General features: G+C 57.4%; 26 protein-coding genes. 24 read left to right on the top strand and 2 right to left on the bottom strand.

The genetic code is table 11. The features are described from left to right. Position 1: 1 nt before the first annotated feature. Positions 2-1,465, top strand: coding sequence for an ATPase RavA stimulator ViaA (gene viaA / locus WFM45_RS22025; protein WP_033631382.1), 1,464 nt, complete (start codon positions 2-4; stop codon positions 1,463-1,465). 6 nt (positions 1,466-1,471) lie between these two features. Here the strand turns inward: viaA and asnA are convergent, their stop codons facing one another. Continuing rightward, entirely contained in the window at positions 1,472-2,464 is a 993-nt protein-coding gene (asnA, locus tag WFM45_RS22020; RefSeq protein WP_015379469.1) for an aspartate--ammonia ligase, read from the bottom strand. Between the two features lie 155 nt (positions 2,465-2,619). Between asnA and asnC the strand changes: the two genes are divergently transcribed. The 23 genes from asnC to WFM45_RS21905 all read left to right on the top strand — a co-directional run bounded on the left by asnC (position 2,620) and on the right by WFM45_RS21905 (position 25,250). After that, positions 2,620-3,081 (top strand): transcriptional regulator AsnC, encoded by a 462-nt coding sequence (gene asnC / locus WFM45_RS22015; RefSeq protein ID WP_004933786.1) that lies wholly within the window; start codon positions 2,620-2,622, stop codon positions 3,079-3,081. Between the two features lie 100 nt (positions 3,082-3,181). Continuing rightward, positions 3,182-3,622, top strand: a complete 441-nt coding sequence (gene mioC, locus WFM45_RS22010) for an FMN-binding protein MioC (protein WP_016929621.1) — start codon at positions 3,182-3,184, stop codon at positions 3,620-3,622. A gap of 380 nt (positions 3,623-4,002) precedes the next feature. Further along, positions 4,003-5,892 (top strand): tRNA uridine-5-carboxymethylaminomethyl(34) synthesis enzyme MnmG, encoded by a 1,890-nt coding sequence (gene mnmG / locus WFM45_RS22005; RefSeq protein ID WP_044030154.1) that lies wholly within the window; start codon positions 4,003-4,005, stop codon positions 5,890-5,892. A 138-nt stretch (positions 5,893-6,030) separates the two neighbouring features. Continuing rightward, positions 6,031-6,651: a 16S rRNA (guanine(527)-N(7))-methyltransferase RsmG gene (gene rsmG, locus WFM45_RS22000; RefSeq protein WP_015379471.1), complete on the top strand. Its 621-nt coding sequence runs from the start codon at positions 6,031-6,033 to the stop codon at positions 6,649-6,651. Positions 6,652-7,290: 639 nt separating this feature from the next. Next, a complete protein-coding gene (gene atpI / locus WFM45_RS21995) occupies positions 7,291-7,674 on the top strand; it encodes a F0F1 ATP synthase subunit I (RefSeq protein ID WP_004933796.1) in 384 nt (127 codons plus the stop codon). Positions 7,675-7,696: 22 nt separating this feature from the next. Continuing rightward, positions 7,697-8,476, top strand: a complete 780-nt coding sequence (gene atpB / locus WFM45_RS21990) for a F0F1 ATP synthase subunit A (protein ID WP_015376132.1) — start codon at positions 7,697-7,699, stop codon at positions 8,474-8,476. Between the two features lie 49 nt (positions 8,477-8,525). Continuing rightward, positions 8,526-8,765: a F0F1 ATP synthase subunit C gene (gene atpE, locus WFM45_RS21985; RefSeq protein WP_004093904.1), complete on the top strand. Its 240-nt coding sequence runs from the start codon at positions 8,526-8,528 to the stop codon at positions 8,763-8,765. 57 nt (positions 8,766-8,822) lie between these two features. Continuing rightward, the gene (atpF, locus tag WFM45_RS21980) at positions 8,823-9,293 is read left to right on the top strand and encodes a F0F1 ATP synthase subunit B (protein WP_004933804.1); all 471 of its coding nucleotides are present in this window, start codon (positions 8,823-8,825) and stop codon (positions 9,291-9,293) included. Between the two features lie 14 nt (positions 9,294-9,307). Further along, on the top strand, positions 9,308-9,841 hold the full coding sequence (gene atpH, locus WFM45_RS21975; RefSeq protein ID WP_004933806.1) for a F0F1 ATP synthase subunit delta: 534 nt from the start codon (positions 9,308-9,310) through the stop codon (positions 9,839-9,841). Between the two features lie 12 nt (positions 9,842-9,853). After that, the gene (gene atpA / locus WFM45_RS21970) at positions 9,854-11,395 is read left to right on the top strand and encodes a F0F1 ATP synthase subunit alpha (RefSeq protein WP_004933808.1); all 1,542 of its coding nucleotides are present in this window, start codon (positions 9,854-9,856) and stop codon (positions 11,393-11,395) included. A 59-nt stretch (positions 11,396-11,454) separates the two neighbouring features. Then, entirely contained in the window at positions 11,455-12,318 is an 864-nt protein-coding gene (gene atpG, locus WFM45_RS21965; RefSeq protein WP_004933811.1) for a F0F1 ATP synthase subunit gamma, read from the top strand. A 32-nt stretch (positions 12,319-12,350) separates the two neighbouring features. Beyond that, complete coding sequence (atpD, locus tag WFM45_RS21960) at positions 12,351-13,733, top strand: F0F1 ATP synthase subunit beta (protein ID WP_033631385.1); 1,383 nt, start codon at positions 12,351-12,353, stop codon at positions 13,731-13,733. Between the two features lie 20 nt (positions 13,734-13,753). Continuing rightward, a complete protein-coding gene (locus WFM45_RS21955) occupies positions 13,754-14,173 on the top strand; it encodes a F0F1 ATP synthase subunit epsilon (protein ID WP_004933814.1) in 420 nt (139 codons plus the stop codon). A gap of 290 nt (positions 14,174-14,463) precedes the next feature. Beyond that, the gene (glmU, locus tag WFM45_RS21950; RefSeq protein ID WP_033631386.1) at positions 14,464-15,837 is read left to right on the top strand and encodes a bifunctional UDP-N-acetylglucosamine diphosphorylase/glucosamine-1-phosphate N-acetyltransferase GlmU; all 1,374 of its coding nucleotides are present in this window, start codon (positions 14,464-14,466) and stop codon (positions 15,835-15,837) included. Positions 15,838-15,988: 151 nt separating this feature from the next. Next, positions 15,989-17,818 (top strand): glutamine--fructose-6-phosphate transaminase (isomerizing), encoded by a 1,830-nt coding sequence (gene glmS / locus WFM45_RS21945; protein WP_060558007.1) that lies wholly within the window; start codon positions 15,989-15,991, stop codon positions 17,816-17,818. Positions 17,819-18,153: 335 nt separating this feature from the next. Beyond that, on the top strand, positions 18,154-19,194 hold the full coding sequence (gene pstS, locus WFM45_RS21940) for a phosphate ABC transporter substrate-binding protein PstS (protein ID WP_004933819.1): 1,041 nt from the start codon (positions 18,154-18,156) through the stop codon (positions 19,192-19,194). 91 nt (positions 19,195-19,285) lie between these two features. Then, positions 19,286-20,242 (top strand): phosphate ABC transporter permease PstC, encoded by a 957-nt coding sequence (gene pstC / locus WFM45_RS21935; protein WP_004933822.1) that lies wholly within the window; start codon positions 19,286-19,288, stop codon positions 20,240-20,242. 1 nt (position 20,243) lies between these two features. Continuing rightward, complete coding sequence (gene pstA / locus WFM45_RS21930) at positions 20,244-21,134, top strand: phosphate ABC transporter permease PstA (RefSeq protein WP_004933824.1); 891 nt, start codon at positions 20,244-20,246, stop codon at positions 21,132-21,134. A 54-nt stretch (positions 21,135-21,188) separates the two neighbouring features. Beyond that, complete coding sequence (gene pstB, locus WFM45_RS21925; protein ID WP_016929614.1) at positions 21,189-21,959, top strand: phosphate ABC transporter ATP-binding protein PstB; 771 nt, start codon at positions 21,189-21,191, stop codon at positions 21,957-21,959. An 11-nt stretch (positions 21,960-21,970) separates the two neighbouring features. Further along, entirely contained in the window at positions 21,971-22,705 is a 735-nt protein-coding gene (gene phoU, locus WFM45_RS21920) for a phosphate signaling complex protein PhoU (protein ID WP_048326737.1), read from the top strand. Between the two features lie 168 nt (positions 22,706-22,873). Continuing rightward, positions 22,874-23,713: an ABC transporter substrate-binding protein gene (locus WFM45_RS21915; RefSeq protein ID WP_019455482.1), complete on the top strand. Its 840-nt coding sequence runs from the start codon at positions 22,874-22,876 to the stop codon at positions 23,711-23,713. Between the two features lie 81 nt (positions 23,714-23,794). Next, on the top strand, positions 23,795-24,508 hold the full coding sequence (locus WFM45_RS21910; RefSeq protein ID WP_015376137.1) for an amino acid ABC transporter permease: 714 nt from the start codon (positions 23,795-23,797) through the stop codon (positions 24,506-24,508). Position 24,509: 1 nt separating this feature from the next. Beyond that, positions 24,510-25,250 (top strand): amino acid ABC transporter permease, encoded by a 741-nt coding sequence (locus WFM45_RS21905; RefSeq protein ID WP_015376138.1) that lies wholly within the window; start codon positions 24,510-24,512, stop codon positions 25,248-25,250. Here the strand turns inward: WFM45_RS21905 and yieH are convergent. Continuing rightward, positions 25,247-25,915: a 6-phosphogluconate phosphatase gene (gene yieH, locus WFM45_RS21900; RefSeq protein WP_033631387.1), complete on the bottom strand. Its 669-nt coding sequence runs from the start codon at positions 25,913-25,915 to the stop codon at positions 25,247-25,249. The two genes, WFM45_RS21905 and yieH, sit on opposite strands and share 4 nt — an antisense overlap. Positions 25,916-25,942 lie beyond the last annotated feature (27 nt).

Here is a 25,942-nt window from a genome sequence, read left to right as displayed (position 1 = left end):
CATGCTCAGTCTGGAGACGCTCGATCTGCTGCTGGCGATCACCGAAGGCGAGATGATCGAAGAGATGATCGTCGGCATGCTGGCGGCGCCGCAGCTGTCGGTATTCTTTAAAAAGTTTCCGGCCCTTCGCCGAGCGCTGGATCGCGATCTGCCGCGCTGGAAGCTGCAGCTTAAGGAACGCCTGCAGGAGGCGATGGTGCCGCCGGCGCTGGCGCAGGAATTCTATCGCTACCAGCAGTGCCAGCTGGAGAACAACACCCAGTTCTATCACAACCTCAACGACACCATGGAGCTGCTGCGCCAGCTGGCCTCACCGTTTTATGAACAGGCGCGCGCGCTGGTGGACGCCGCCGATCTGCCCAATCATCCGCTGGACGACAGCTTTCAAACGCTGTTTCTGCAGCGCTGGCGCATCAGCCTGACGCTGCAGGCCACCATGCTGCACCACCAACTGCTGGAACAAGAGCGCGAGCAGCTGATGGCGGAGCTGCAGGAGCGGTTGGCGCTGAGCGGCGCGCTGGAACCGCTGCTGTCGGAAAACGACACCGCCGCCGGCAGGCTGTGGGACATGAGCAAAGGCCAGCTGCAGCGTGGCGATTATCAGCGGCTGGTGGAGTACGGCAACTTTTTGCAGCAGCAGCCGGAGCTGAAAAAACTGGCGCAACAGCTGGGCCGCAGCTATCAGGCCAAGGCGGTGCAGCAACAGGACGCGCAGCCGGAGCCGTTCAGGGTCATGGTGCAGGTGCCGGCCACGCTGCCGGAAGAAGTGAGCGGCATTCATCAAAGCGACGACATTCTGCGCCTGCTGCCGCCGGAGCTGGCGACGCTGGGGATTGAAGAGCTGGAATTCGAGTTTTATCGCCGCCTGTTGGAAAAGCGGCTGCTGAGCTACCGTCTGCAGGGCGACGTCTGGCAGGAACAGATCCTGATCCGCCAGGTCACTCACCAGCAGCAGGATCAACAGCCGCGCGGGCCGTTTATCGTCTGCGTGGACACCTCCGGATCGATGGGCGGTTTCAACGAACAGTGCGCCAAGGCGTTCTGTCTGGCGCTGCTGCGCATTGCGCTGGCGGACAACCGCCGCTGCTATATCATGCTGTTCGCCAACCAGATCGTGCATTACGAACTCACCGCCGCCAGCGGCATCGAGCAGGCAGTGCGCTTTCTCGGCCAGCAGTTTCGTGGCGGCACCGATCTGGCGGCCTGCCTGAACGCCACCGTCACCAAAATGGCGGAGAGCGGCTGGTTCGACGCCGATGCGGTGATCATTTCCGATTTTATTGCCCAGCGGTTGCCGGAGGAGGTAATAAAGAAGGTGAAACAGCAGCAACAAAGCCACCAGCAACGTTTCCACGCGGTGGCGATGTCCGCCTACGGCAAACCCGGCATCATGCGCATCTTCGATCATATCTGGCGCTTTGATACCGGGCTGAAAAGCCGTTTGATGCGCCGCTGGCGGCGCTAGGCGAGATTAGAGCAGGCCTTCGACCGCGCCGCGCACTTCCGGCGACCACACGCCGCATTGCACCTGGCCGATATGCGACAGTTGCAGCAACAACATCACCAGACGCGACTGACCGATGCCGCCGCCGATGGTCTGCGGCATATCGCCGCGCAGCAACGACTGGTGCCATTCCAACGCCATGCGCTCTTCATCGCCGGTCAGCGCCAGCTGATGTTTCAGCGCGGCGGCGTCAACGCGGATCCCCATGGAGGACAGCTCGAAAGCGTCCTGCAGCACCGGGTTCCACACCACGATATCACCGTTCAGGCCCGCCAGGCCATCCGCCGTCGGCGTGGTCCAGTCATCATAGTCCGGCGCCCGCACATCGTGCGATTTACCGTGTGACAGCTTGCCGCCGATGCCAATCAGGAACACTGCGCCCAATTCTTTGGCGATCGCCCGCTCACGCCCCTTGGCGTCCAGATCAGGGTAACGCTGCAGCAGGGTTTCGCTGTGCACGAAGTGGATCTGTTCCGGCAGGAACGGGGTCAGGCCATGCTCGCGGCTGACTTCCGCCTCCGTCGCCTTGATCGCAGCGTAAATGCTGCGCACGGTGTTTTTCAGGTAGTCCAGGCTGCGCTCACCGTCGCCCATCACCCGCTCCCAGTCCCACTGATCGACGTACACCGAGTGGATAGGCGTCAGGCGGTCTTCATCCGGGCGCAGCGCCTTCATATGGGTATACAGGCCTTCGCCGGCGCCGAAATCGTAGCTGCCCAGGGTTTTGCGTTTCCATTTCGCCAGCGAATGCACCACTTCGAAGGTGGCGTCCGGCAAGGTTTTGACTTTGACCTGCACCGCTTTCTCGCTGCCGGAAAGGTTATCCTGCGTGCCGTCGCCCAGGCGGCTAAGGATCGGGGCTTGCACTTCGATCAGACCGAGCTGTTGCTCCAGCTGGCGGGAGAAGAAGGATTTGACCTGGCTGATTTGTTGTTGTTTTTGGATAAACTGTTTTTTCATTGCCGTATCTCTTGTAAACCTGTCTCTGTTGCCATCGATTAAGCAACAAAACGATACGACAATTCAATATCCATCAATCAATATTGCCTTTTCACTTTTAATCGTTCATTTTTACCCGGACAGAATTCAACAATCGTTAATTAATGGGGGATTAAATGGCGGAAATTTATCAGATCGATAATCTCGATCGCGGCATTCTCAACGCCCTGATGGACAATGCGCGCACACCGTACGCCGAACTGGCGAAAAACTTCGCCGTCAGCCCCGGCACCATTCATGTGCGGGTGGAGAAGATGAAGCAGGCCGGGATCATCACCGGCGCGCGCATCGACGTCAGCCCCAAACAGCTGGGCTACGACGTGTGCTGCTTTATTGGCATCATATTAAAGAGCGCCAAGGATTACCCTTCAGCGCTGAAGAAGCTGGAAAGCCTGGAAGAAGTGGTGGAAGCCTATTACACCACCGGCCACTACAGCGTCTTTATTAAGGTAATGTGCCGATCGATCGACGCGTTGCAACAGGTACTTATCAACAAGATCCAGACCATCGACGAGATCCAGTCCACCGAAACGCTGATCTCACTGCAGAACCCCATTATGCGCACCATCGTGCCGTAACCCGCCAAATTGCATACCCACATTATCCACAGGTAGATCCCAGCCGATTCACAGCGTACAATGCAGCCACTTTGAGTGAGAAGGTTGGGATCGTTGGTTCATGGCAGACATTACTCTGATCAGTGGCAGTACGCTTGGCAGCGCCGAATACGTGGCTGAACATTTGGCTGAAAAGCTGGAAGACGCGGGTTTCTCTACCGAGATGCTGCACGGCCCTGAACTGGATGAACTGCCGTTGACCGGCCGCTGGCTGGTGGTCTCTTCCACGCACGGCGCCGGCGAACTACCAGATAACCTTCAACCGCTGTTGGAACAGATCGCTGAGCAGCAGCCGGATCTTTCCGAGGTACAGTTCGGCGCCGTCGGTTTGGGCAGTTCGGAATACGACACCTTCTGCGGCGCAATCAAACAGATCGACGATCTGTTGATCGCCAGAGGCGCTAAAAGGATCGGCGATCGTCTCGAGATCGACGTGACCGAGCATGAAATTCCCGAGGATCCGGCCGAGGAATGGGTAAAAAACTGGATTAATTTACTCTAATTCGTCTAAAGATCGTGCGAACGATTGTGGATAACAATACTTAAAAGCAGGGTAAAAGCCGTAGTTATCCCAATAACAACCGTAGTGCGCTTTTTGTCCTGTGCATAACAAGCCTTTTAGATCCCAGCTTATCTGCATCGGGATCACCGATCATTCACAGCAAACGATCCTCCTTAATCTGCTGATCTTCATCGTGAATAGTCACTTATCCACAGAGGATCGCGATCCTAATAAGAGATCTAATAAAGAGATCTTTAAATAAAAAAGATCTTCTTTTAATTACCGACGATCCTGACCACTTGGTCGATCGTCTAAACTTGAGTAGAATCCCCGACCCCAGGGCAAATACGATCGTTCGCAATACGGCGAGGTGCAGTTCCATGTTTTATCCAGATCAATTTGACGTCATCATCATCGGTGGTGGCCATGCAGGTACCGAGGCCGCCATGGCCGCGGCGCGCATGGGACGTCAGACTTTATTATTGACACACAATATCGATACGCTGGGACAGATGTCCTGTAATCCGGCGATTGGCGGTATTGGTAAAGGGCATCTGGTTAAGGAAATTGATGCGCTCGGCGGCCTGATGGCGACGGCGATCGACCATGCCGGCATCCAGTTTAGGATACTAAACGCCAGCAAAGGCCCTGCCGTTCGCGCCACTCGCGCTCAGGCGGATCGCGTCCTGTATCGGCAGGCGATCCGTACCGCGTTGGAGAACCAGCCTAACCTGATGATCTTCCAACAACCGGTTGAGGATCTGATCGTCGAAAACGATCGCGTCGTGGGTGCCGTCACCCAAATGGGCCTGAAATTCCGCGCCAAGGCGGTGGTATTGACCGTAGGCACCTTCCTGGACGGCAAGATCCATATCGGCCTGGAGAATTACAGCGGCGGCCGCGCCGGGGATCCTCCTTCGATCTCGCTGTCGCAGCGTTTGCGTGAACTGCCGCTGCGCGTTAACCGCTTGAAAACCGGTACACCGCCGCGCATCGACGCCCGCACTATCGATTTCAGCGTACTGGCGCCGCAACACGGCGATACGCCGGTGCCGGTATTCTCGTTCCTGGGCGATGCCAGCCAGCACCCGGAACAAATGGCGTGCTACATCACCCACACCAATGAAAAAACGCATGACGTGATCCGCAATAACCTCGATCGCAGCCCGATGTATGCCGGGATCATCGAAGGGATCGGCCCACGTTACTGTCCGTCGATCGAAGACAAGGTCATGCGTTTTGCCGATCGCAACGCTCACCAGATCTTCCTTGAGCCGGAAGGCCTGACCAGCAACGAGATTTACCCTAACGGGATCTCCACCAGCCTGCCGTTCGACGTGCAGATGCAAATCGTCCGTTCAATGGAAGGGATGCAGAACGCGCGTATTATTCGCCCTGGTTATGCCATCGAGTACGATTTCTTCGATCCACGCGATCTGAAACCGACGCTGGAAAGCAAATTTATTCAGGGCCTGTTCTTCGCCGGCCAGATCAACGGCACCACCGGCTATGAAGAAGCCGCCGCGCAGGGCTTGCTGGCCGGTCTGAACGCCGGGCGTTTCGCCGATGAACAAGAGGGCTGGGCGCCACGTCGCGATCAGGCCTATCTCGGCGTGCTGGTGGACGATCTCAGCACCCTCGGCACCAAAGAACCGTACCGCATGTTTACCTCACGCGCCGAGTATCGTCTGATGCTGCGCGAAGACAACGCCGATCTCCGCCTGACGGAAAAAGGCCGCGAGCTGGGCCTGGTGGACGACGTGCGTTGGGCGCGTTACAGCGAAAAGCTGGAGCGGATCGAACGTGAACGTCAGCGCCTGCGCGACATCTGGATGCACCCGCATGCCGAGAACGTCGAACAGGTCAATGCGTTGCTGAAAGCGCCGCTGTCGCGTGAAGCGAACGGCGAAGAGTTGCTGCGCCGTCCTGAGATGGATTACGCGCAATTGACCGGCATCGACGCCTTCGCGCCGCCGTTGGACGACGTACAAGCCGCCGAGCAGGTCGAGATCCAGGTCAAATACGAAGGCTATATCGCTCGCCAGCAGGAAGAGATCGAAAAACAGCAGCGCAACGAGAACACCGTGCTGCCGCTGGATCTTGACTACCGTCAGGTTTCGGGACTGTCGAACGAAGTGATCGCCAAGCTGAACGATCACAAACCGAACTCCATCGGCCAGGCTTCGCGCATCTCCGGCATTACACCGGCGGCGATCTCGATTTTGCTGATCTGGCTGAAAAAGCAGGGACTGCTGCGCCGCAGCGCATAAATCCCGCTTCCAGGCGGCCGTTTGCTCAACCCGTAGCCAAACGGCCGCTGACATCACTTGCGCCCTGAATTATCATAGTCGCCTCATTGCGCCAGCTAACCATCCGCTGGTCGTTCAGCGCCTGCCAGAGGATCCGTTGTGCAAAAAAAATTAGACTCGCTGCTCGCGGCAGCAGGCATTGAGCTGCCCGATCAGCAGAAACAGCAGTTGCTGGGCTATGTCGGCATGCTGGATAAGTGGAACAAGGCTTATAACCTCACGTCGGTGCGCGATCCGCAGCAAATGCTGGTGCGCCACATCCTCGACAGTATTGTGGTCAATCCGCATCTGCAGGGCTCGCGTTTTATCGATGTCGGCACCGGCCCCGGCTTGCCGGGCATTCCGCTGGCGATTGTGCGCCCGGACGCGCATTTCACGCTGCTCGACAGCCTGGGAAAGCGCGTGCGTTTCCTGCGCCAGGTGCAGCATGAGCTGGGCCTGAACAATATCGAGCCGGTGCAGAGCCGCGTCGAAGCGTTTCCGGCCGAGCCACCGTTCGATGGCGTGATCAGCCGGGCATTCGCTTCGCTGCAGGATATGCTGTCCTGGTGCCATCACCTGCCGGCGAAAGGGCAGGGGCGTTTTTACGCGTTGAAAGGCGTGCGCCCGGATGAAGAACTGACGCAGCTGCCGGCTGGCGTTAGCCTGGAGTCCATCGTGCGGCTGCAGGTGCCTGAACTGGAAGGCGAACGTCATCTGGTGATTCTTAAGGCAAACTGAGTTTGCTTTTGATCAAACAAGCGTGAATTAAAGGTCGTACCCAGCAGAAAGATAAGCAGGCTAATTAGTTGGTCGCTTTTTTTAGTTAATTTACTTTCTATTAACACAAAAAACGCGGCTAATTAGCGACAATAGAGTAATTGCATTTAGAAATAGTCACGTTAGCAATCATGTGCGAAAGATTGGCGTTTGCTGCTAATGTTAATTGGCTGTTGGAATATTGCCCCGCTGCTTGTCAATAAAAGGTTTTCATCGGGTATACGGATTGTTTTTGAACAGTTAACTAGTAATGTTTTGATTTATATAATTTTTTGATCGCTCAAATTGCTAAAGACGGTTTGGTTGACCATCGGCTATAAATCAGGAAGGGACATTACTGTGATCGGCTTCGCGTTTCTAAACGCAACGCTGGAATAATCAGACAATTAAATGCGCCCTATTATTCCGACCGTTTTCTTGTGAAAATAGGCTGGAATAGGGAAATTTAAATAATTGTTCACCTTTTCGCTACTTATCGATTGAATTCGTTGGTATGCCCCGTATAATTTGCTCGTTTTTTGCTGCTTGACTCAGGACAGCAAAAACAGTTGTATACGTCACTCAGCATACCCCCTCTGGGGTACGGAGAGAACAAACGTCATGTCTGTGTCCCTTTACAGCGGGAAAGTCGCACGCAAACTGCTGTTTTTGCAGTTAATGACTTTTGTTCTGATCAGCGTTGCTTTCTGGCTGAAAAGCCCGGAATGGAGCGCTTCGGCGTTGGCAGGCGGTCTCGCCGCCTGGTTGCCGAGTGCAATGTTTATGCTGTTTGCCTTGCGCCATCAGGCGCAAACGCCGGCGCCCGGTAGGGTTGCCTGGTCGTTCGCCATCGGCGAGGGGCTAAAGGTCGTGATCACCATCGTTTTGCTGATCGTGGCGCTGGGGGTGTTCAAGGCGGAGTTTATACCGCTTGGCCTGACCTATTTAGCGGTGTTAGTGGTGCAGATAGTGGCACCGGCCGTGATTAACAGTTACCGAACTTAACTAAATAAGGGTAAGAGGCATCATGTCTGCAGGAGAAGTCTTGACTCCACAGGAGTATATCGGTCACCACCTGACGCAGCTTCAGGTCGGGACTGGGTTCTGGTCGATCAACATCGACTCGATGTTTTTCTCCGTCGTCCTCGGGGCGCTTTTCCTGGTGATCTTCCGCAAAGTGGCTAAAAACGCCACCAGCGGCGTGCCGGGTAAACTGCAAACCGCCGTGGAGCTGGTGGTCGGTTTCGTCGACAGCAGCGTGCGCGACATGTACCACGGCAAGAGCAAGGTGATTGCGCCGCTGGCGCTGACCGTGTTTGTCTGGGTGTTCCTGATGAACTTGATGGACCTGCTGCCCATCGACTTCCTGCCTTACGTTGGCGAACACATCCTCGGCCTGCCTGCGCTGCGCGTGGTGCCTACCGCCGATGTGAACGTCACGCTGTCGATGGCGCTGGGCGTGTTTATCCTGATTCTGTTCTATAGCATCAAAATGAAAGGCGTTGGCGGGTTTGTTAAAGAGTTGACCATGCAGCCGTTCAACCACCCTGTATTCATTCCTATCAACCTGATTCTTGAAGGTGTCAGCCTGCTGTCCAAACCTGTTTCACTGGGTCTGCGACTGTTCGGCAACATGTATGCGGGTGAGTTGATCTTCATCCTGATTGCCGGCCTGTTGCCGTGGTGGTCACAGTGGGTCCTGAGCTTGCCTTGGGCTATCTTCCACATCCTGATCATTACGCTTCAAGCCTTTATTTTCATGGTTCTGACGATCGTCTATCTGTCGATGGCGTCTGAAGAGCACTGATTTTCTTAAAACACTTGCACTTTTAAACTGAAACAAACTGGAGACTGTCATGGAAAACCTGAGTATGGATCTGCTGTACATGGCTGCCGCTGTGATGATGGGTTTAGCGGCAATCGGTGCTGCGATCGGTATCGGCATCCTGGGTGGTAAATTCTTGGAAGGCGCTGCTCGTCAGCCTGACCTGATTCCTCTGCTGCGTACACAGTTCTTTATCGTTATGGGTCTGGTCGACGCCATCCCGATGATCGCTGTAGGTCTGGGTCTGTACGTGATGTTCGCCGTCGCGTAAGTAGAGCAACCCTCTACGACGTAACCAAACTATTAACTTTTAAAGAGGCATTGTGCTGTGAATCTTAACGCAACAATCCTCGGCCAGGCCATCGCGTTCGTTCTGTTTGTCTGGTTCTGCATGAAGTACGTATGGCCGCCGATCATGGCTGCCATCGAGAAGCGTCAGAAAGAAATCGCTGACGGCCTCGCTTCTGCAGAGCGTGCCAAAAAAGATCTGGACTTAGCGCAAGCCAATGCGACCGACCAGCTGAAAACTGCCAAAGCAGAAGCTCAGGTGATCATCGAGCAAGCGAACAAACGCAAAGCTCAGATCATGGATGAAGCGAAAGCCGAAGCCGAGCAGGAACGTAACAAAATCGTGGCGCAGGCTCAGGCTGAGATCGAAGCCGAACGTAAGCGCGCTCGTGAAGAGTTGCGTAAGCAAGTCGCGATGCTGGCAATTGCCGGCGCCGAGAAGATCATCGAACGTTCCGTGGATGAAGCTGCTAACAGCGACATCGTTGATAAACTGGTCGCTGAACTGTAAGGAGGGAGGGGCTGATGTCTGAATTTGTAACTGTAGCTCGCCCCTACGCCAAAGCAGCTTTTGACTTTGCCGTTGAGCACCAAAGCGTAGAGCGCTGGCAGGAAATGCTGGCGTTTGCGGCTGAAGTCACTCGCAATGAACAGATTTCTGAACTGCTGTCTGGCGCGGTTGCGCCAGAAACGCTGTCCAAGACGTTCATCGCGGTTTGTGGCGATCGGCTCGACGAACATGGCCAGAACTTTATCCGTGTAATGGCCGAAAATGGACGTTTACTGGTTCTTCCTGCCGTGCTGCAGCAGTTCATCGAACTGCGCGCCTCGCTGGAATCCACCGTCGAAGTCGAAGTGCTCTCTGCGAGCGCGCTGAACGACGAACAGCAGGCGAAAATCGCCGCTGCGATGGAAAAACGTCTGTCACGCAAAGTTAAGCTGAATTGCAAAATTGACAAGTCTGTACTGGCCGGCATCGTTGTTCGCGCCGGCGATATGGTGATTGATGGCAGCGTTCGCGGTCGTCTTGAACGCCTGACAGACGTCTTGCAGTCTTAAGGGGACTGGAGCATGCAACTGAATTCCACCGAAATCAGCGAACTGATCAAGCAGCGCATTGCTCAGTTCAATGTAGTGAGCGAAGCTCACAATGAAGGTACTATCGTTTCCGTCAGTGACGGGATCATCCGCGTACACGGCCTGGCCGAAGTTATGCAGGGCGAAATGATCGCACTGCCTGGCAACCGTTACGCAATCGCATTGAACCTGGAGCGCGACTCCGTCGGTGCCGTGGTCATGGGTCCGTACGCGGATCTGGCCGAAGGCATGAAGGTTAAATGCACCGGCCGTATCCTGGAAGTTCCAGTCGGTCGTGGTCTGCTGGGCCGCGTAGTTAACACCCTGGGCGCGCCAATCGACGGCAAAGGCCCGATTGAGAACGACGGCTTCTCTCCGGTAGAAGCTATCGCGCCAGGCGTTATCGAGCGTCAGTCCGTTGATCAGCCGGTTCAAACTGGCTACAAATCCGTTGACGCCATGATTCCAATCGGCCGTGGCCAGCGTGAGCTGGTGATCGGTGACCGTCAGACCGGTAAAACCGCGCTGGCGATCGATGCGATCATCAACCAACGCGACTCCGGCATCAAATGCGTTTACGTGGCTATCGGCCAGAAAGCGTCCACCATCGCTAACGTGGTGCGCAAACTGGAAGAGCACGGCGCATTGGCCAACACCATCGTGGTGGTGGCGACCGCTTCCGAATCCGCTGCACTGCAATACCTGGCGCCATACGCCGGTTGCGCAATGGGCGAATACTTCCGTGACCGCGGTGAAGACGCGCTGATCGTGTACGATGACCTGTCCAAACAGGCCGTTGCTTACCGCCAGATTTCCCTGCTGCTTCGTCGTCCGCCAGGTCGTGAAGCTTACCCAGGCGACGTATTCTACCTGCACTCCCGCTTGCTGGAGCGCGCAGCGCGCGTCAACGCCGAATACGTTGAAGCCTTCACCAAAGGTGAAGTTAAAGGCCAAACCGGTTCACTGACCGCTCTGCCGATCATTGAAACCCAGGCGGGTGACGTTTCCGCGTTCGTTCCGACCAACGTAATCTCGATTACCGATGGTCAGATCTTCCTGGAATCCAACCTGTTCAACTCCGGTATTCGTCCGGCAGTTAACCCGGGTATCTCCGTATCCCGTGTTGGTGGCGCCGCGCAGACCAAGATCATGAAGAAACTGTCCGGTGGTATCCGTACCGCGCTGGCGCAGTATCGTGAACTGGCTGCGTTCTCCCAGTTCGCATCCGATCTGGACGACGCGACCCGCAAACAGCTGAGCCACGGTCAGAAAGTGACCGAGCTGCTGAAACAGAAACAGTATGCGCCGATGTCGGTTGCACAACAGTCTCTGGTGCTGTTTGCCGCAGAACGCGGTTACCTGAACGACGTCGAAGTCGCCAAAGTGGTGAGCTTCGAAGCCGCGCTGGTAGCCTATGCGGACCGCGAGCACGCCGAACTGCTGAATCACATCAACCAAACTGGCAACTTCAATGATGAGATCGAGGGCAAGTTGAAAGACATCCTCGAGACCTTCAAGAAAACCCAGTCCTGGTAACGCCGAACGGTCCTGCTGTTGAAAGACAGCAGGCCGTCTGGCACTGAGGAGAAGCAGAGATGGCCGGCGCAAAAGAGATACGTAGTAAGATCGCTAGCGTGCAAAACACGCAAAAGATCACTAAAGCGATGGAAATGGTCGCCGCCTCCAAAATGCGTAAATCGCAGGATCGCATGGCGGCCAGCCGTCCTTATGCAGAGACCATGCGCAAAGTGATTGGTCACCTTGCGTTAGGGAATCTGGAGTACAAGCACCCGTACCTGGATGAGCGTGACGTTAAGCGCGTCGGGTATCTGGTGGTGTCTACTGACCGTGGTCTCTGCGGCGGCTTGAACATCAACCTGTTCAAAAAGCTGCTGGCGGAGATGAAAGCCTGGTCCGAAAAAGGCGTCGAAACCGATTTGGCGCTGATTGGCTCTAAAGCGGCCTCTTTCTTTGGTTCCGTGGGCGGCAACGTGGTTGCCCAGGTGACCGGCATGGGGGATAAACCTTCCCTGTCGGATCTGATCGGGCCGGTGAAAGTGATGCTGCAGGCCTACGACGAAGGTCGTTTGGACAAGCTGTACATTGTCAGCAACAAATTTGTTAATACGATGTCCCAAGAGCCGCAGGTGCTTCAGCTGCTGCCGTTACCGCCAGCCGATGACGAAGAGCTGAAGAAAACGCCTTGGGATTACCTGTATGAACCCGATCCAAAAGTGCTGCTTGATACCTTGCTGCGCCGCTATGTGGAGTCGCAGGTTTATCAGGGCGTCGTGGAAAACCTGGCCAGCGAGCAGGCCGCACGAATGGTCGCGATGAAAGCCGCAACCGATAACGGCGGTAGCCTGATCAAAGAGCTGCAGTTGGTATACAACAAGGCGCGTCAGGCCAGCATCACTCAGGAACTCACCGAGATCGTTTCGGGAGCCTCCGCGGTTTAAGCTAGGTTTACGAATTACGTAGAGGATTCAAGATGGCTACTGGAAAGATTATCCAGGTAATCGGCGCCGTGGTGGACGTCGAGTTCCCTCAGGATGCCGTACCGAAAGTGTACGACGCCCTTGAGGTAGAAAACGGCACCGAAAAACTGGTGTTGGAAGTTCAGCAACAGCTGGGCGGTGGCGTGGTTCGCTGTATCGCAATGGGGACCTCCGACGGTCTGCGTCGCGGTCTGAAAGTGAACAACCTGGACCACCCGATTGAAGTGCCGGTGGGTAAAGCTACCCTGGGCCGTATCATGAACGTATTGGGTCAACCGATCGACATGAAAGGCGACATCGGCGAAGAAGAGCGTTGGGCGATTCACCGCGCGGCGCCAAGCTACGAAGAGCTGTCCAACTCCCAGGAACTGCTGGAAACCGGTATCAAGGTAATGGACCTGATTTGTCCATTCGCCAAGGGCGGTAAAGTCGGTCTGTTCGGCGGTGCGGGCGTGGGTAAAACCGTAAACATGATGGAGCTGATCCGTAACATCGCGATCGAGCACTCCGGTTATTCCGTGTTTGCGGGCGTGGGCGAGCGTACTCGTGAGGGTAACGACTTCTACCACGAAATGACCGACTCCAACGTTCTGGACAAAGTATCCCTGGTTTACGGCCAGATGAACGAGCCACCAGGTAACCGTCTGCGCGTTGCGCTGACCGGTCTGACCATGGCTGAGAAATTCCGTGACGAAGGCCGTGACGTTCTGCTGTTCGTTGACAACATCTACCGTTACACCCTGGCCGGTACCGAAGTGTCCGCACTTCTGGGCCGTATGCCATCCGCGGTAGGTTATCAGCCAACGCTGGCGGAAGAGATGGGCGTTCTGCAAGAACGTATCACCTCGACCAAGACCGGTTCCATCACTTCCGTACAGGCCGTTTACGTTCCTGCGGATGACTTGACTGACCCGTCACCAGCCACCACCTTTGCGCACTTGGACGCAACCGTGGTACTGAGCCGTAACATCGCTTCTCTGGGTATCTACCCGGCCGTTGACCCGCTGGATTCCACCAGCCGTCAGCTGGATCCGCTGGTTGTTGGCCAGGAGCACTACGACGTAGCGCGTGGCGTGCAGTCCATTCTGCAACGCTACCAGGAACTTAAAGATATCATCGCGATCCTGGGTATGGACGAGCTGTCTGAAGAAGACAAACTGGTCGTATCCCGTGCGCGTAAGATCCAACGTTTCCTGTCTCAGCCGTTCTTCGTGGCAGAAGTCTTCACCGGTTCTCCGGGCAAGTTCGTATCGCTGAAAGACACCATCCGTGGTTTCAAAGGCATTATGGACGGCGACTATGACCACCTGCCGGAGCAGGCGTTCTACATGGTTGGCACCATTGAAGAAGCAGTGGAAAAAGCCAAGAAACTGTAACGCCTTGAGAGGAGGGTGATATGGCTATGACTTACCATCTGGATGTAGTCAGCGCGGAAAAACAGATGTTTTCCGGCCTGGTGCAGAAGATCCAGGTGACAGGCAGCGAAGGTGAACTGGGGATCTTCCCTGGCCATGCGCCGCTGCTGACTGCCATCAAGCCTGGCATGGTGCGTATTGTTAAGCAGCACGGTGAAGAAGAGTTCATCTACCTGTCCGGCGGCATCCTCGAGGTGCAGCCGAGCGTGGTTACCGTGCTGGCGGACACTGCTATCCGTGGTACTGACCTCGACGAAGCGAGAGCGTTGGAAGCTAAGCGTAAAGCTGAAGAACACATTCGCAGCTCTCATGGCGATGTCGACTATGCTCAGGCATCCGCTGAACTGGCGAAAGCGATCGCAAAACTGCGCGTTATCGAGCTCACCAGAAAAGCGATGTAATGTTTGGGTGCCCGGCACCCAACTTTAAGAAAGCGGCCTATAGGGTCGCTTTTTTTTTACTTTAAAATAAGCATTTCAGCCCGGCGGGCGGTGTGGTGTATAACCGCTGATATCGGGAAATAAACGTCGCCGATCGCCGACAGTTTTTTCGTCCCGACGCCGAATTAGCCGTGATAGCGGCAGACCAAGGCCCACGCGGCCTGCGCCGGGTTCGTGCAGAGAAATATGTAGTAATATCGCCGCTAAACGGTTTTACTTTCGTCTATCAAAATGGAGTTATCAGGTTGCTTATGTCGAACAGCGCAATGAGCGTGGTCATCCTCGCCGCGGGCAAGGGAACACGCATGTATTCCGATCTTCCCAAGGTCTTACATCCGTTGGCCGGCAAGCCGATGGTGCAACACGTCATTGATGCCGCGATGAAACTGGGCGCGCAACAGGTTCATCTGGTATACGGCCACGGCGGCGATCTGTTGAAAAGCACGTTGACCGAAGGCGCGCTGAACTGGGTGCTGCAGGCCGAGCAACTGGGTACCGGCCATGCGATGCAGCAGGCCGCGCCGCACTTTGCCGACGATGAAGACGTGCTGATGCTGTACGGCGATGTGCCGTTAATCTCCGTGGATACGCTGCAACGCCTGCTGGCGGCCAAGCCGCAGGGCGGCATCGGCCTGCTGACGGTCAAGCTGGACGATCCGAGCGGTTACGGCCGCATCGTGCGTGAGCAGGGCAACGTGGTGGGCATCGTCGAACACAAGGACGCCAGCGAGGCACAGCGCCAGATCAACGAGATCAATACCGGCATCCTGGTGGCGAACGGGCGCGATCTGAAGCGCTGGCTCGGAATGTTGAATAATGACAACGCACAGGGCGAGTTTTACATCACCGATATCATTGCGTTGGCCCATGCCGACGGCAAGAAAATCGAAGCCGTGCACCCGTCGCGTTTAAGTGAAGTGGAAGGCGTGAACAACCGTCTGCAGCTGGCGACTCTGGAGCGCGTATTCCAGTCGGAACAGTCTGAAAAGTTGCTATTGGCCGGCGTGATGTTGTTGGATCCGGCGCGTTTCGATCTGCGCGGGGAACTTGTTCACGGCCGTGACATCACTATTGATGCGAATGTGATTATCGAAGGTCACGTCAAGCTGGGCGACCGGGTGAAAATCGGCGCCGGCTGCGTGCTGAAAAACTGCGTGATTGGCGATAACTGCGAGATCAGCCCTTACAGCGTGCTGGAAGACAGCGTGCTGGAAGCCGACTGCACGGTGGGGCCGTTCGCCCGCTTGCGCCCTGGCGCGGAGCTGGCGGCAGGGGCTCACGTCGGCAACTTCGTGGAAATGAAAAAGGCGCGTCTGGGCAAAGGCTCCAAGGCCGGCCACCTCAGCTACCTGGGCGATGCCGAAATCGGTGATGACGTGAATATCGGCGCCGGCACCATCACCTGTAACTACGATGGCGCCAACAAGCACAAAACGCTGATCGGCGACGGCGTATTCGTCGGTTCCGATACTCAGCTGGTGGCGCCGGTGTCGGTCGGCAAAGGATCCACCATCGCCGCCGGCACCACGGTAACGCGCGATATCGCCGAGAACGAACTGGTGCTGAGCCGCGTCAAGCAGGTGCACATTCAGGGTTGGCAACGTCCGGTGAAGAAGAAGTCATAGTGTGTTTTGCGTTGGGCTCCGTTCAGAGCCCAATACAAAACATAATAACCCCCACCATCTACAGGCTCGGGGGACGCACGGTAAAAACCGGCAAAAATCAGGTCAAGGCATCGAAAGCGCCCATGAAGGGCGTTCATTAGGAATATAACTGATGTGTGGAATTGTAGGCGCAGTAGCGCAACGTGATATCGCAGAAATCCTGTTGGAAGGTTTACGTCGTCTCGAGTACCGCGGTTATGACTCCGCTGGTCTGGCGGTGGTCGATGAAAAAGGCAACGTCAGTCGCCTGCGTCGCGTTGGCAAGGTACAAAAGCTGGCCGAAGCGGCGGAACAAACCGATCTGCACGGCGGTACCGGCATCGCTCACACCCGTTGGGCTACGCACGGTGAACCGACCGAAGCGAACGCGCACCCGCATGTTTCCGACTACATTACCGTGGTGCATAACGGCATTATCGAAAACCACGAGCCGCTGCGCGAACTGCTGATTGAACGCGGTTACCGTTTCAGCTCTGAAACCGACACCGAAGTGATTGCGCACCTGGTGCACTGGGAACAACAGCAAGGCGGTACGCTGCTGGAAGTGGTTCAGCGCGTGATCCCGCAGCTGCGCGGCGCTTACGGCACCGTGGTGATGGACAGCCGCGATCCGAGCGTGCTGGTCGCGGCGCGTTCCGGCAGCCCGCTGGTTATCGGCCGCGGCGTCGGGGAAAACTTCATCGCCTCCGATCAGCTGGCGCTGCTGCCGGTCACCCGTCGCTTCATCTTCCTGGAAGAGGGCGACGTGGTGGAAGTGACTCGCCGCACCGTCAACATCTTCGACAAACAGGGCAACGCCATCGAGCGCCCTGAGATCGAATCCCAGGTGCAGTATGACGCCGGCGACAAGGGCGCTTATCGCCACTACATGCAAAAAGAGATTTACGAACAGCCGCTGGCGCTGAAAAACACCCTGGAAGGGCGTTTCAGTCATGGCCAAATCAACCTGAGTGAGCTGGGGCCGCACGCCGACGAGCTGCTCGCCAAGGTGCAGCACGTGCAGATTATCGCCTGTGGGACTTCTTACCACTCCGGTATGGTGGCGCGTTACTGGTTCGAAGCGCTGGCCGGCGTGCCATGCGATGTCGAGATCGCGTCCGAATTCCGTTACCGCAAATCGGCGGTGCGTCCGGGCAGCCTGATCATCACTCTGTCGCAGTCCGGCGAAACCGCCGACACCCTGGCGGCGCTCCGCCTGTCCAAAGAGCTGGGTTATCTCGGTTCGCTGGCCGTTTGTAACGTTGCCGGCTCTTCGCTGGTGCGCGAATCCGATCTGGCGCTGATGACCAAAGCCGGTACGGAAATCGGCGTAGCCTCGACCAAAGCCTTCACCACGCAGCTCACCGTGCTGTTGATGCTGGTGGCGCGCCTGGGCCGTCTGAAAGGCATGGCGGAAAGCGTGGAGCACGAGATCGTGCATGGTCTGCAGGCGCTGCCGGCGCGTATCGAGCAGATGCTGTCGATGGATAAAGAGATCGAAGCGCTGGCGGAAGGCTTCTCCGACAAGCACCATGCGCTGTTCCTCGGCCGCGGCGATCAGTATCCGATCGCCATGGAAGGGGCGCTGAAGCTGAAAGAGATCTCCTATATTCACGCTGAAGCTTATGCGGCGGGCGAGTTGAAACACGGCCCGCTGGCGCTGATCGACGCCGATATGCCGGTGATCGTGGTGGCGCCGAACAACGAACTGCTGGAAAAGCTGAAGTCCAACATTGAAGAAGTGCGCGCGCGCGGCGGCCAGCTGTACGTGTTCGCCGATCAGGACGCCGGCTTCGTCAGCAGCGAAGGCATGACCCTCATTCCTCTGCCGCACGTCGAGGAAATCGTCGCGCCGATCTTCTACACCGTGCCGTTGCAGCTGCTGTCTTACCACGTGGCGCTGATCAAGGGCACCGACGTTGACCAGCCGCGCAACCTGGCGAAGTCTGTCACCGTAGAGTAATTTGTCGCAGGTAAACTGCAAAAGCCGGCCTTAGCGCCGGCTTTTTTCATGAGTGACCTTAAAGATGACAGCGCTGCCGTTTCGGTGATAAACGTTGTCATATTCAAGCGGATAGGCCGCGCCAAGCCGGTTTTTTATTGCTTGGGAAATGTGCTGTTTCACGGCTAACCTTCTGATTTACATACAAACAAACACCTATCAAATACACTGTAATATAACTGTCATATTGCGTACATTTTTCTGTCACCAAACTGTCCTATTTTCCCTCCTGCAGCAATACTTACTCTGATTAAAACGACTCGAAGTCGATTTTAAGTATCCCATTAGGAGGGATTATGAAACTGATGCGTACCACCGTCGCCAGTATTGTGGCAGCGACCTTCTCCCTGACCGCCGTGTCCGCGTTCGCTGCTGCCAGCCTGACCGGTGCAGGTGCGACATTCCCCGCTCCGGTTTACGCCAAGTGGGCAGATTCTTATCAGAAAGAAACCGGCAATAAAGTTAACTATCAGGGCATCGGCTCCTCTGGCGGCGTAAAGCAAATCGTGGCCAACACCGTTGACTTTGGCGCCTCCGACGCCCCGCTGTCTGACGACAAACTGGCGGCCGATGGCCTGTTCCAGTTCCCGACCGTGATTGGCGGCGTGGTGCTGGCGGTGAATATCCCGGGCATCAAATCCGGCGAACTGACGCTGGACGGTAAAACCCTGGGTGATATCTACCTGGGCAACGTCAAAAAGTGGAACGATCCGGCTATCACCAAGCTGAACCCTGGCGTGAAACTGCCTGACCAGAACATCGCCGTGGTGCGCCGCGCCGACGGTTCCGGCACCTCGTTCGTGTTCACCAGCTACCTGTCCAAGGCCAACGCGCAGTGGAAAGAGAAGATTGGCGCCGGTTCTACCGTTAACTGGCCGACCGGTCTGGGCGGTAAAGGCAACGACGGCATCGCCGCCTTCGTTCAGCGCCTGCCTGGCTCTATCGGTTACGTAGAATACGCTTACGCCAAGCAGAACAACCTGGCTTACACCAAGCTGGTGTCCGCCGACGGCAAACCGGTCAGCCCGACCGAAGAGAGCTTCAGCAACGCCGCCAAAGGCGCGGATTGGAGCAAAACCTTCGCTCAGGATCTGACTGACCAGAAAGGCGACAACGTGTGGCCAATCACCTCCACCACCTTCATCCTGGTGCACAAAGAGCAGAAAAACCCTGCTCAGGGCGCCGAAGTGCTGAAGTTCTTCGACTGGGCGTATAAAACCGGCGCCAAGCAGGCGAACGAACTGGATTACGCCACCCTGCCGGCAGAAGTGGTTGAGCAGGTGCGTGCGGCCTGGAAAACCAACGTAAAAGACAGTTCAGGTAAAGCGCTGTACTAACAACGCAGGGGCGCGGGTTCGCCGCGCCCCACACAGTTCTTCAGGCTCCGATCCCGGTTGGGGCTGCCAGGGTTCAAACAGAGAGTAATCTATGGCTGAGTACAAGCCGACCATCAAAGCACCGGGCAAAAACGGTGACATCATTTTCAGCGCGCTGGTGAGACTGGCTGCGCTGATTACCCTATTGTTGCTGGGCGGCATCATCGTTTCGCTGATCTTCGCCTCCTGGCCAAGCATGCAGAAATTCGGCTTTGCGTTCCTGTGGACCAAAGAGTGGGACGCGCCGGCGGAGCAGTTCGGCGCGCTGGTGCCGATCTACGGCACCGTGGTCACCTCGCTTATCGCGTTGATCATCGCCGTGCCGGTGAGCTTCGGCATCGCGCTGTTCCTGACCGAACTGGCGCCGAACTGGCTGAAGCGGCCGCTGGGCATCGCCATTGAGCTGCTGGCGGCCATTCCGAGCATCGTCTACGGCATGTGGGGCCTGTTCGTGTTCGCCCCGCTGTTCGCCGAATACTTCCAGACGCCGGTGGGCGAAGTACTGTCGGGCATTCCAATCGTCGGCGAGCTGTTCTCCGGCCCGGCCTTCGGCATCGGCATCCTGGCCGCCGGGGTGATCCTGGCTATCATGATCATTCCTTACATCGCCGCGGTGATGCGCGACGTCTTCGAACAGACCCCGGTAATGATGAAAGAGTCGGCCTACGGCATCGGCTGCACCACCTGGGAAGTCATCTGGCGCATCGTGCTGCCGTTCACCAAAAACGGCGTCATCGGCGGCGTGATGCTGGGCCTGGGCCGCGCGCTGGGGGAAACCATGGCGGTGACCTTTATCATCGGCAACACCTACCAGCTCGACAGCGCTTCGCTGTACATGCCGGGCAACAGCATCACCTCGGCGCTGGCCAACGAATTCGCCGAAGCCGAGTCCGGCGTGCACACCGCCGCGTTGATGGAGCTGGGCCTGATTCTGTTTGTTATCACCTTTATCGTGCTGGCGCTGTCGAAACTGATGATCATGCGTCTGGCCAAGAATGAGGGGCGTTAACATGGCGACGATGGATATGCAAAACGCAGTCGTTCTGGCGGAAAGCCGCCGCAAAATGCAGGCCTGGCGCCGGCAGAAAAACCGCCTCGCGCTGTTCCTGTCGATGGCGACCATGGCGTTCGGGCTGTTCTGGCTGATCTGGATCCTGATCGCCACCGTCACCAAAGGCTTCGACGGCATGTCGCTGGCGCTGTTCACCGAAATGACCCCGCCGCCGAACACCGCGGGCGGCGGCCTGGCAAACGCCATCGCCGGCAGCGGGCTGTTGATCCTGTGGGCGACACTCTTCGGTACGCCGCTGGGCATCATGGCCGGCATCTACCTGGCGGAATACGGCCGTAAATCCTGGCTGGCGGAAGTGATCCGCTTTATCAACGACATCCTGCTCTCCGCACCGTCGATCGTGGTGGGCCTGTTCGTTTACACCATCGTGGTGGCGAAGATGGAACACTTCTCCGGTTGGGCCGGCATCGTGGCGCTGGCGCTGCTGCAGGTGCCGATCGTCATTCGCACCACCGAGAACATGCTGAAGCTGGTGCCGGATACGCTGCGCGAGGCCGCCTATGCCCTGGGCACGCCGAAATGGCGCATGATTTCCGCTATCACGCTGAAGGCGTCGGTGTCCGGCATCATCACCGGCGTGCTGCTGGCGATTGCGCGCATCGCGGGGGAAACGGCGCCGCTGCTGTTCACCTCGCTGTCGAACCAGTTCTGGAGCACCGACCTGATGCAGCCGATCGCCAACCTGCCGGTGACCATCTTCAAATTCGCCATGAGCCCGTTCGCCGAATGGCAGCAGCTGGCCTGGGCGGGGGTGCTGTTGATCACCCTGTGCGTACTGCTACTGAATATCCTGGCGCGCGTGATTTTCGCCAAGAAAAAGCATTCATAAAATTTTGAGCGCCGCTTTGGCGGCGCTGATGAAAAGAGAGAAGTCTTGATGAGTATGGTTACTGACGCTTCCAGCAGCAAAATTCAGGTACGCGATCTGAACTTCTACTACGGCAAATTCCATGCGCTGAAGAACATCACGCTGGATATCGCCAAGAACAAGGTCACCGCGTTTATCGGCCCGTCCGGCTGCGGCAAATCCACCCTGCTGCGCACCTTCAACAAGATGTACCAGCTGTACCCGGAACAGCGTGCGGAAGGCGGCATCCTGCTGGACGGCCAGAACATCCTGACCGACAACTCGGATATCGCGCTGCTGCGCGCCAAGGTCGGCATGGTGTTCCAAAAGCCGACGCCGTTCCCGATGTCGATTTACGACAACATCGCCTTCGGCGTTCGCCTGTTTGAAAAGCTGTCGCGCGCCGATATGGACGAGCGCGTGCAGTGGGCGCTGACCAAGGCGGCGCTGTGGAACGAAACCAAGGACAAGCTGCACCAGAGCGGCTACAGCCTCTCCGGCGGCCAGCAGCAGCGTCTGTGCATTGCCCGCGGCATCGCCATTCGTCCGGAAGTGCTGTTGCTGGATGAGCCTTGCTCGGCGCTGGATCCGATCTCCACCGGCAAGATTGAAGAGCTGATCAGCGAGCTGAAGGCCGATTACACCGTGGTGATCGTGACGCACAACATGCAGCAGGCGGCGCGCTGCTCCGACTCTACCGCATTTATGTATCTGGGCGAGCTGATCGAGTTCAGTGATACTGATAACCTGTTCACTGCGCCGCAGAAAAAGCAGACTGAAGACTACATCACTGGCCGTTATGGTTGATAGGAAGCATCATGGATAACCTGAATTTAAACAAACACATTTCCGGCCAGTTCAACGCAGAGCTCGAGCATATCCGCACCCAGGTGCTGACTATGGGCGGGCTGGTGGAGCAGCAGCTGACCGACGCCATCACCGCGATGCACAATCAGGATGGCGAGCTGGCCAAGCGCGTGATCGAAGGCGACGCCAAGGTCAACATGATGGAAGTGGCGATCGACGAAGCCTGCGTGCGCATTATCGCCAAGCGCCAGCCGACCGCCAGCGATCTGCGTCTGGTGATGGCGATCATCAAAACCATTTCCGAGCTGGAACGCATCGGCGACGTGGCGGACAAGATCTGCCGCACCGCGCTGGAGAAGTTCTCGCACCAGCACCAGCCGCTGCTGGTCAGCCTGGAGTCGCTGGGGCGCCACACCGTGCAGATGCTGCATGACGTGCTGGACGCGTTCGCGCGCATGGATCTGGACGAAGCGATCCGTATCTACCGGGAAGATAAAAAGGTCGATCAGGAATATGAAGGCATCGTGCGTCAGCTGATGACCTACATGATGGAAGATTCGCGCACCATTCCGAGCGTGCTGACCGCGCTGTTCTGCGCCCGTTCTATCGAGCGTATCGGCGATCGCTGCCAGAACATCTGCGAATTTATCTTCTATTTCGTCAAAGGACAGGATTTCCGTCATTTGGGCGGCGACGCCCTGGAAAAGCTGCTGTCTCCGGGCAGTAAAGACGAAAAAGACGACTGACCCTTTCCGGGTAATATCCTTCAAAGGCGCGGTTTCCCGCGCCTTTATTCCATCTTAAGCGCGTAAAGATAAAAAGGTTATAAATATAGCTTTTTATATTATTTCCTGACCTATGTGGCGCTTGCTAGCTTATCCGCCAGCAGGACATCAACCACTTAGGAGCTCTCTATGAAACATCGCGCTTTGGCCTTAACGTTGTTAGCCAGTCTGACCGGCCTCGCCGCCGGCGCCGCGCACGCGGACAAACTTGACGATATCAAGCAAGCCGGCGTGGTGCGCATCGCGGTGTTCGACAGCAATCCGCCGTTCGGTTACATCGATCCGCAGAGCAAGAAGCTGGTGGGCTACGATGTGGATGTCGCCGACGCGATCGGCAAAGCGCTGGGGGTGAAAGTGGAGCTGCGCGCCACCAACCCGGCCAACCGCATTCCGCTGCTGGTGTCGAAGAAGGTTGACCTGATTGCTGCCAACTTCACCATTACCGACGAGCGCGCCAAGGAAGTGAACTTCAGCGTGCCGTATTTCGCCACCGGCCAGAAATTCATCGCCCGCAAAGGCGTATTGAAAACGCCGGAAGACATCAAGAAGCTGCGCATCGGCGCGGATAAGGGCACGGTGCAGGAAATCACCCTGCGCGAGCGTTTCCCGACGGCGAAAGTGATCTCCTACGATGATACCCCGCTGGCGTTCGTGGCGCTGCGCAACGGCAACGTGCAGGCGATCACTCAGGACGACGCCAAGCTGGTCGGCCTGCTTGGCAATCTGCCGGCGGCGCAGAAGGCCGAGTTTGAGATTTCGCCGTTCAGCCTGACCAAAGAGTATCAGGGCGTCGGCATTCCCAAGGGCGAAGATCGCCTGACCGCCGCGGTGAACGAGACGCTGATCAAGCTGGAAAAAGACGGTGAAGCGGTTAAGATTTACGATCGCTGGTTCGGGCCGGAAACCCAATCCGCCCAGCCGCGCGGCGATTTCAAAATCGCGCCTTTGGATCAGCAACCGAAAGCCTGATTTAACCGCGCGCGGTGAGATCGGTATGGAGGGGCGCAGCTTGCTGCGCCCCTGATGCATTCTGCAAGACAAGGATTGAACATGAACCTGGACTGGCTGCTGGCGCCGCAATACCTGAGCTGGCTGTGGCACGGCTTTCTGCTGACGCTGTGGCTTTCCGCCTGCGCGGGCCTGGCGGCCACGCTGCTGGGCTTCGTGCTGGCGGCGATGCGCGACAGCAGCCTGCGGCCGTTGCGCTGGCTGGCGATGGGCTACAGCTCGCTGTTTCGCAATACGCCGCTGCTGGTGCAGCTGTTCTTCTGGTACTTCGCCGCCGGCCAGATCTTGCCGTCCGCCGCCATGCAGTGGCTGAACAGCGCCCATCAGATCGGTCCGCTTGAGTGGCCGTCGTTCGAGTTTCTCGCCGGTTTCTTCGGCCTGACGCTGTACTCCACCGCCTTTATCGCCGAAGAGATCCGCTCCGGCATTCGCGGCGTCGCCGGCGGACAGAAATATGCCGCTCAGGCGCTGGGGCTGACCGGCTGGCAGGCGATGCGCTATGTGGTGCTGCCGCAGGCGCTGAAAATCGCGCTGCCGCCGCTGCTGGGGCAATACATGAACGTGATCAAGAACTCGTCGCTGACCATGGCGATCGGCGTGGCCGAACTCTCTTACGCCTCGCGTCAGGTCGAAACCGAAACCCTGCGCACCTTCCAGGCGTTCGGCGTGGCGACGGTACTGTATATCGCCATCATCGCGCTGCTGGAAGGCTGGGGCATGTGGCGACAACAGCGTAAACCGCTGGGAGGACATTGAGATGGATTTCAGCGTGATTCACGACAACCTGGGTTACCTGCTGTGGGGCACCTGGCCGGACGGGCCGTTGGGCGGCGCGGCGTTGACGTTGGCGATCAGCCTGATGGCCGGCGTGGCCTCGGCGGTGCTCGGCACCCTGCTCGGCGTGGCGCTGGCGATGTCGCGCGGCATCGCCGCCGGGCTGCTGGCGGCGGTGTTGGGCTTTTTCCGCGCCATTCCGGTCATCATGCTGATCTTCTGGACCTATTTCCTGCTGCCAATGGTGTTTGGCGTCGAGATCCCGGAAATCACCACCGTCGTGTGCGCGCTGGCGCTGATCGCCTCGGCCTATCTGGCCCATGCGGTGAAAGCCGGCATCGCCGCCATCGGCCCCGGCCAGTGGCAGGCCGGGCTCTCTCTGGGGCTGACCCGCTGGCAGACGCTGCGCATGATCGTGCTGCCGCAGGCGCTGCGCATGATGGTGCCGTCGTTCATCAACCAGTGGATCTCCCTGATCAAAGACACCTCGCTGGCTTATATCGTCGGCGTTGGCGAACTGACCTTCCTGGCGACCCAGGTCAACAACCGCAGCATGGTCTACCCGATGGAAGTGTTCCTGTTCGTGGCGCTGGTCTATTTCGTGTTCTGCCTGGCGCTCGATCTGCTGGCCAATGCGGTCAACCGCCGCTTCGGCGCGCAAACCCGCGCGCTGAAGCGGTCCTGGCGCTGGTGGCGCAACAAGCCGCCGTTGCCGGCCAGTTAATCGGCCGTCAGCCGCCAGCCGCGTTCGCGCCACAGCGCGGGCAATTGAGCCAGGTCGTCAAACGTCGTCACCAGCGGGTGATCGATCGGCGGGTTATGCGGATCGGCGCAGAAGTAAAAGACCGGGATGCCGGCATTGATGCCGGCCTGCGCGCCGGCGGGTGAATCGTCCACCAGGATGCAGTGCGTCACCGGCACCTGCATCTGTTCGGCGGCGTGAAACACGATCGCCGGATCCGGCTTCCAGCGCTGAATGTCATAGCCGCTGAACAACCGGTCATCAAAATAAGGCAGCATGCCGGTCAGGCCGAGCGAGTGCTGCATCTTGCTGACCGGCCCGTTGGAGACGGTGCAGACAGGTACCGTCACCTGCGCCAGCAGCTCGCGGGCGCCGGCAATCTGCTGCAGCTCGCTGTCGAACAGCCGCGCCACTTCCTGCCGATACAGCGGCTCCAGCGTCTCTTTTGCCAGGTCAGTGCCCTGCTCGGCGTTGACTCGATCGATGATCTCGTACAGCTTCACCCCTTTGTATTTCTTGAACACCTCTTCCAGCGACAGATGAATGCCGTAGCGGGCGAACATGTGCACATAGGCTTTGCTGCACAGCACTTCGCTGTCCACCAGCGTGCCGTCGCAGTCGAACAAAATGCAGTCAATCTGATTCATGCGGGACAGGTTCCTTCGGGTTAACGC

It is taken from the genome of Serratia sp. KG1D, assembly GCF_037150675.1.
In the GTDB taxonomy this organism is placed as follows: domain Bacteria; phylum Pseudomonadota; class Gammaproteobacteria; order Enterobacterales; family Enterobacteriaceae; genus Serratia; species Serratia nematodiphila.
Note: the sequence above shows the minus strand (reverse complement) of the source record. Positions and strands in the feature narration are given on the sequence as shown.

Bases quoted from the DNA above. Each gene is read 5' to 3' on its own strand.
- viaA (WP_033631382.1), top strand. From the start codon at position 2: ATGCTCAGTCTGGAGACGCTCGATCTGCTGCTGGCGATCACCGAAGGC.
- asnA (WP_015379469.1), bottom strand. From the start codon at position 2,464: ATGAAAAAACAGTTTATCCAAAAACAACAACAAATCAGCCAGGTCAAA.
- asnC (WP_004933786.1), top strand. From the start codon at position 2,620: ATGGCGGAAATTTATCAGATCGATAATCTCGATCGCGGCATTCTCAAC.
- mioC (WP_016929621.1), top strand. From the start codon at position 3,182: ATGGCAGACATTACTCTGATCAGTGGCAGTACGCTTGGCAGCGCCGAA.
- mnmG (WP_044030154.1), top strand. From the start codon at position 4,003: ATGTTTTATCCAGATCAATTTGACGTCATCATCATCGGTGGTGGCCAT.
- atpI (WP_004933796.1), top strand. From the start codon at position 7,291: ATGTCTGTGTCCCTTTACAGCGGGAAAGTCGCACGCAAACTGCTGTTT.
- atpB (WP_015376132.1), top strand. From the start codon at position 7,697: ATGTCTGCAGGAGAAGTCTTGACTCCACAGGAGTATATCGGTCACCAC.
- atpE (WP_004093904.1), top strand. From the start codon at position 8,526: ATGGAAAACCTGAGTATGGATCTGCTGTACATGGCTGCCGCTGTGATG.
- atpH (WP_004933806.1), top strand. From the start codon at position 9,308: ATGTCTGAATTTGTAACTGTAGCTCGCCCCTACGCCAAAGCAGCTTTT.
- atpA (WP_004933808.1), top strand. From the start codon at position 9,854: ATGCAACTGAATTCCACCGAAATCAGCGAACTGATCAAGCAGCGCATT.
- atpG (WP_004933811.1), top strand. From the start codon at position 11,455: ATGGCCGGCGCAAAAGAGATACGTAGTAAGATCGCTAGCGTGCAAAAC.
- atpD (WP_033631385.1), top strand. From the start codon at position 12,351: ATGGCTACTGGAAAGATTATCCAGGTAATCGGCGCCGTGGTGGACGTC.
- WFM45_RS21955 (WP_004933814.1), top strand. From the start codon at position 13,754: ATGGCTATGACTTACCATCTGGATGTAGTCAGCGCGGAAAAACAGATG.
- glmU (WP_033631386.1), top strand. From the start codon at position 14,464: ATGTCGAACAGCGCAATGAGCGTGGTCATCCTCGCCGCGGGCAAGGGA.
- glmS (WP_060558007.1), top strand. From the start codon at position 15,989: ATGTGTGGAATTGTAGGCGCAGTAGCGCAACGTGATATCGCAGAAATC.
- pstS (WP_004933819.1), top strand. From the start codon at position 18,154: ATGAAACTGATGCGTACCACCGTCGCCAGTATTGTGGCAGCGACCTTC.
- pstC (WP_004933822.1), top strand. From the start codon at position 19,286: ATGGCTGAGTACAAGCCGACCATCAAAGCACCGGGCAAAAACGGTGAC.
- pstA (WP_004933824.1), top strand. From the start codon at position 20,244: ATGGCGACGATGGATATGCAAAACGCAGTCGTTCTGGCGGAAAGCCGC.
- pstB (WP_016929614.1), top strand. From the start codon at position 21,189: ATGGTTACTGACGCTTCCAGCAGCAAAATTCAGGTACGCGATCTGAAC.
- phoU (WP_048326737.1), top strand. From the start codon at position 21,971: ATGGATAACCTGAATTTAAACAAACACATTTCCGGCCAGTTCAACGCA.
- WFM45_RS21915 (WP_019455482.1), top strand. From the start codon at position 22,874: ATGAAACATCGCGCTTTGGCCTTAACGTTGTTAGCCAGTCTGACCGGC.
- WFM45_RS21910 (WP_015376137.1), top strand. From the start codon at position 23,795: ATGAACCTGGACTGGCTGCTGGCGCCGCAATACCTGAGCTGGCTGTGG.
- WFM45_RS21905 (WP_015376138.1), top strand. From the start codon at position 24,510: ATGGATTTCAGCGTGATTCACGACAACCTGGGTTACCTGCTGTGGGGC.
- yieH (WP_033631387.1), bottom strand. From the start codon at position 25,915: ATGAATCAGATTGACTGCATTTTGTTCGACTGCGACGGCACGCTGGTG.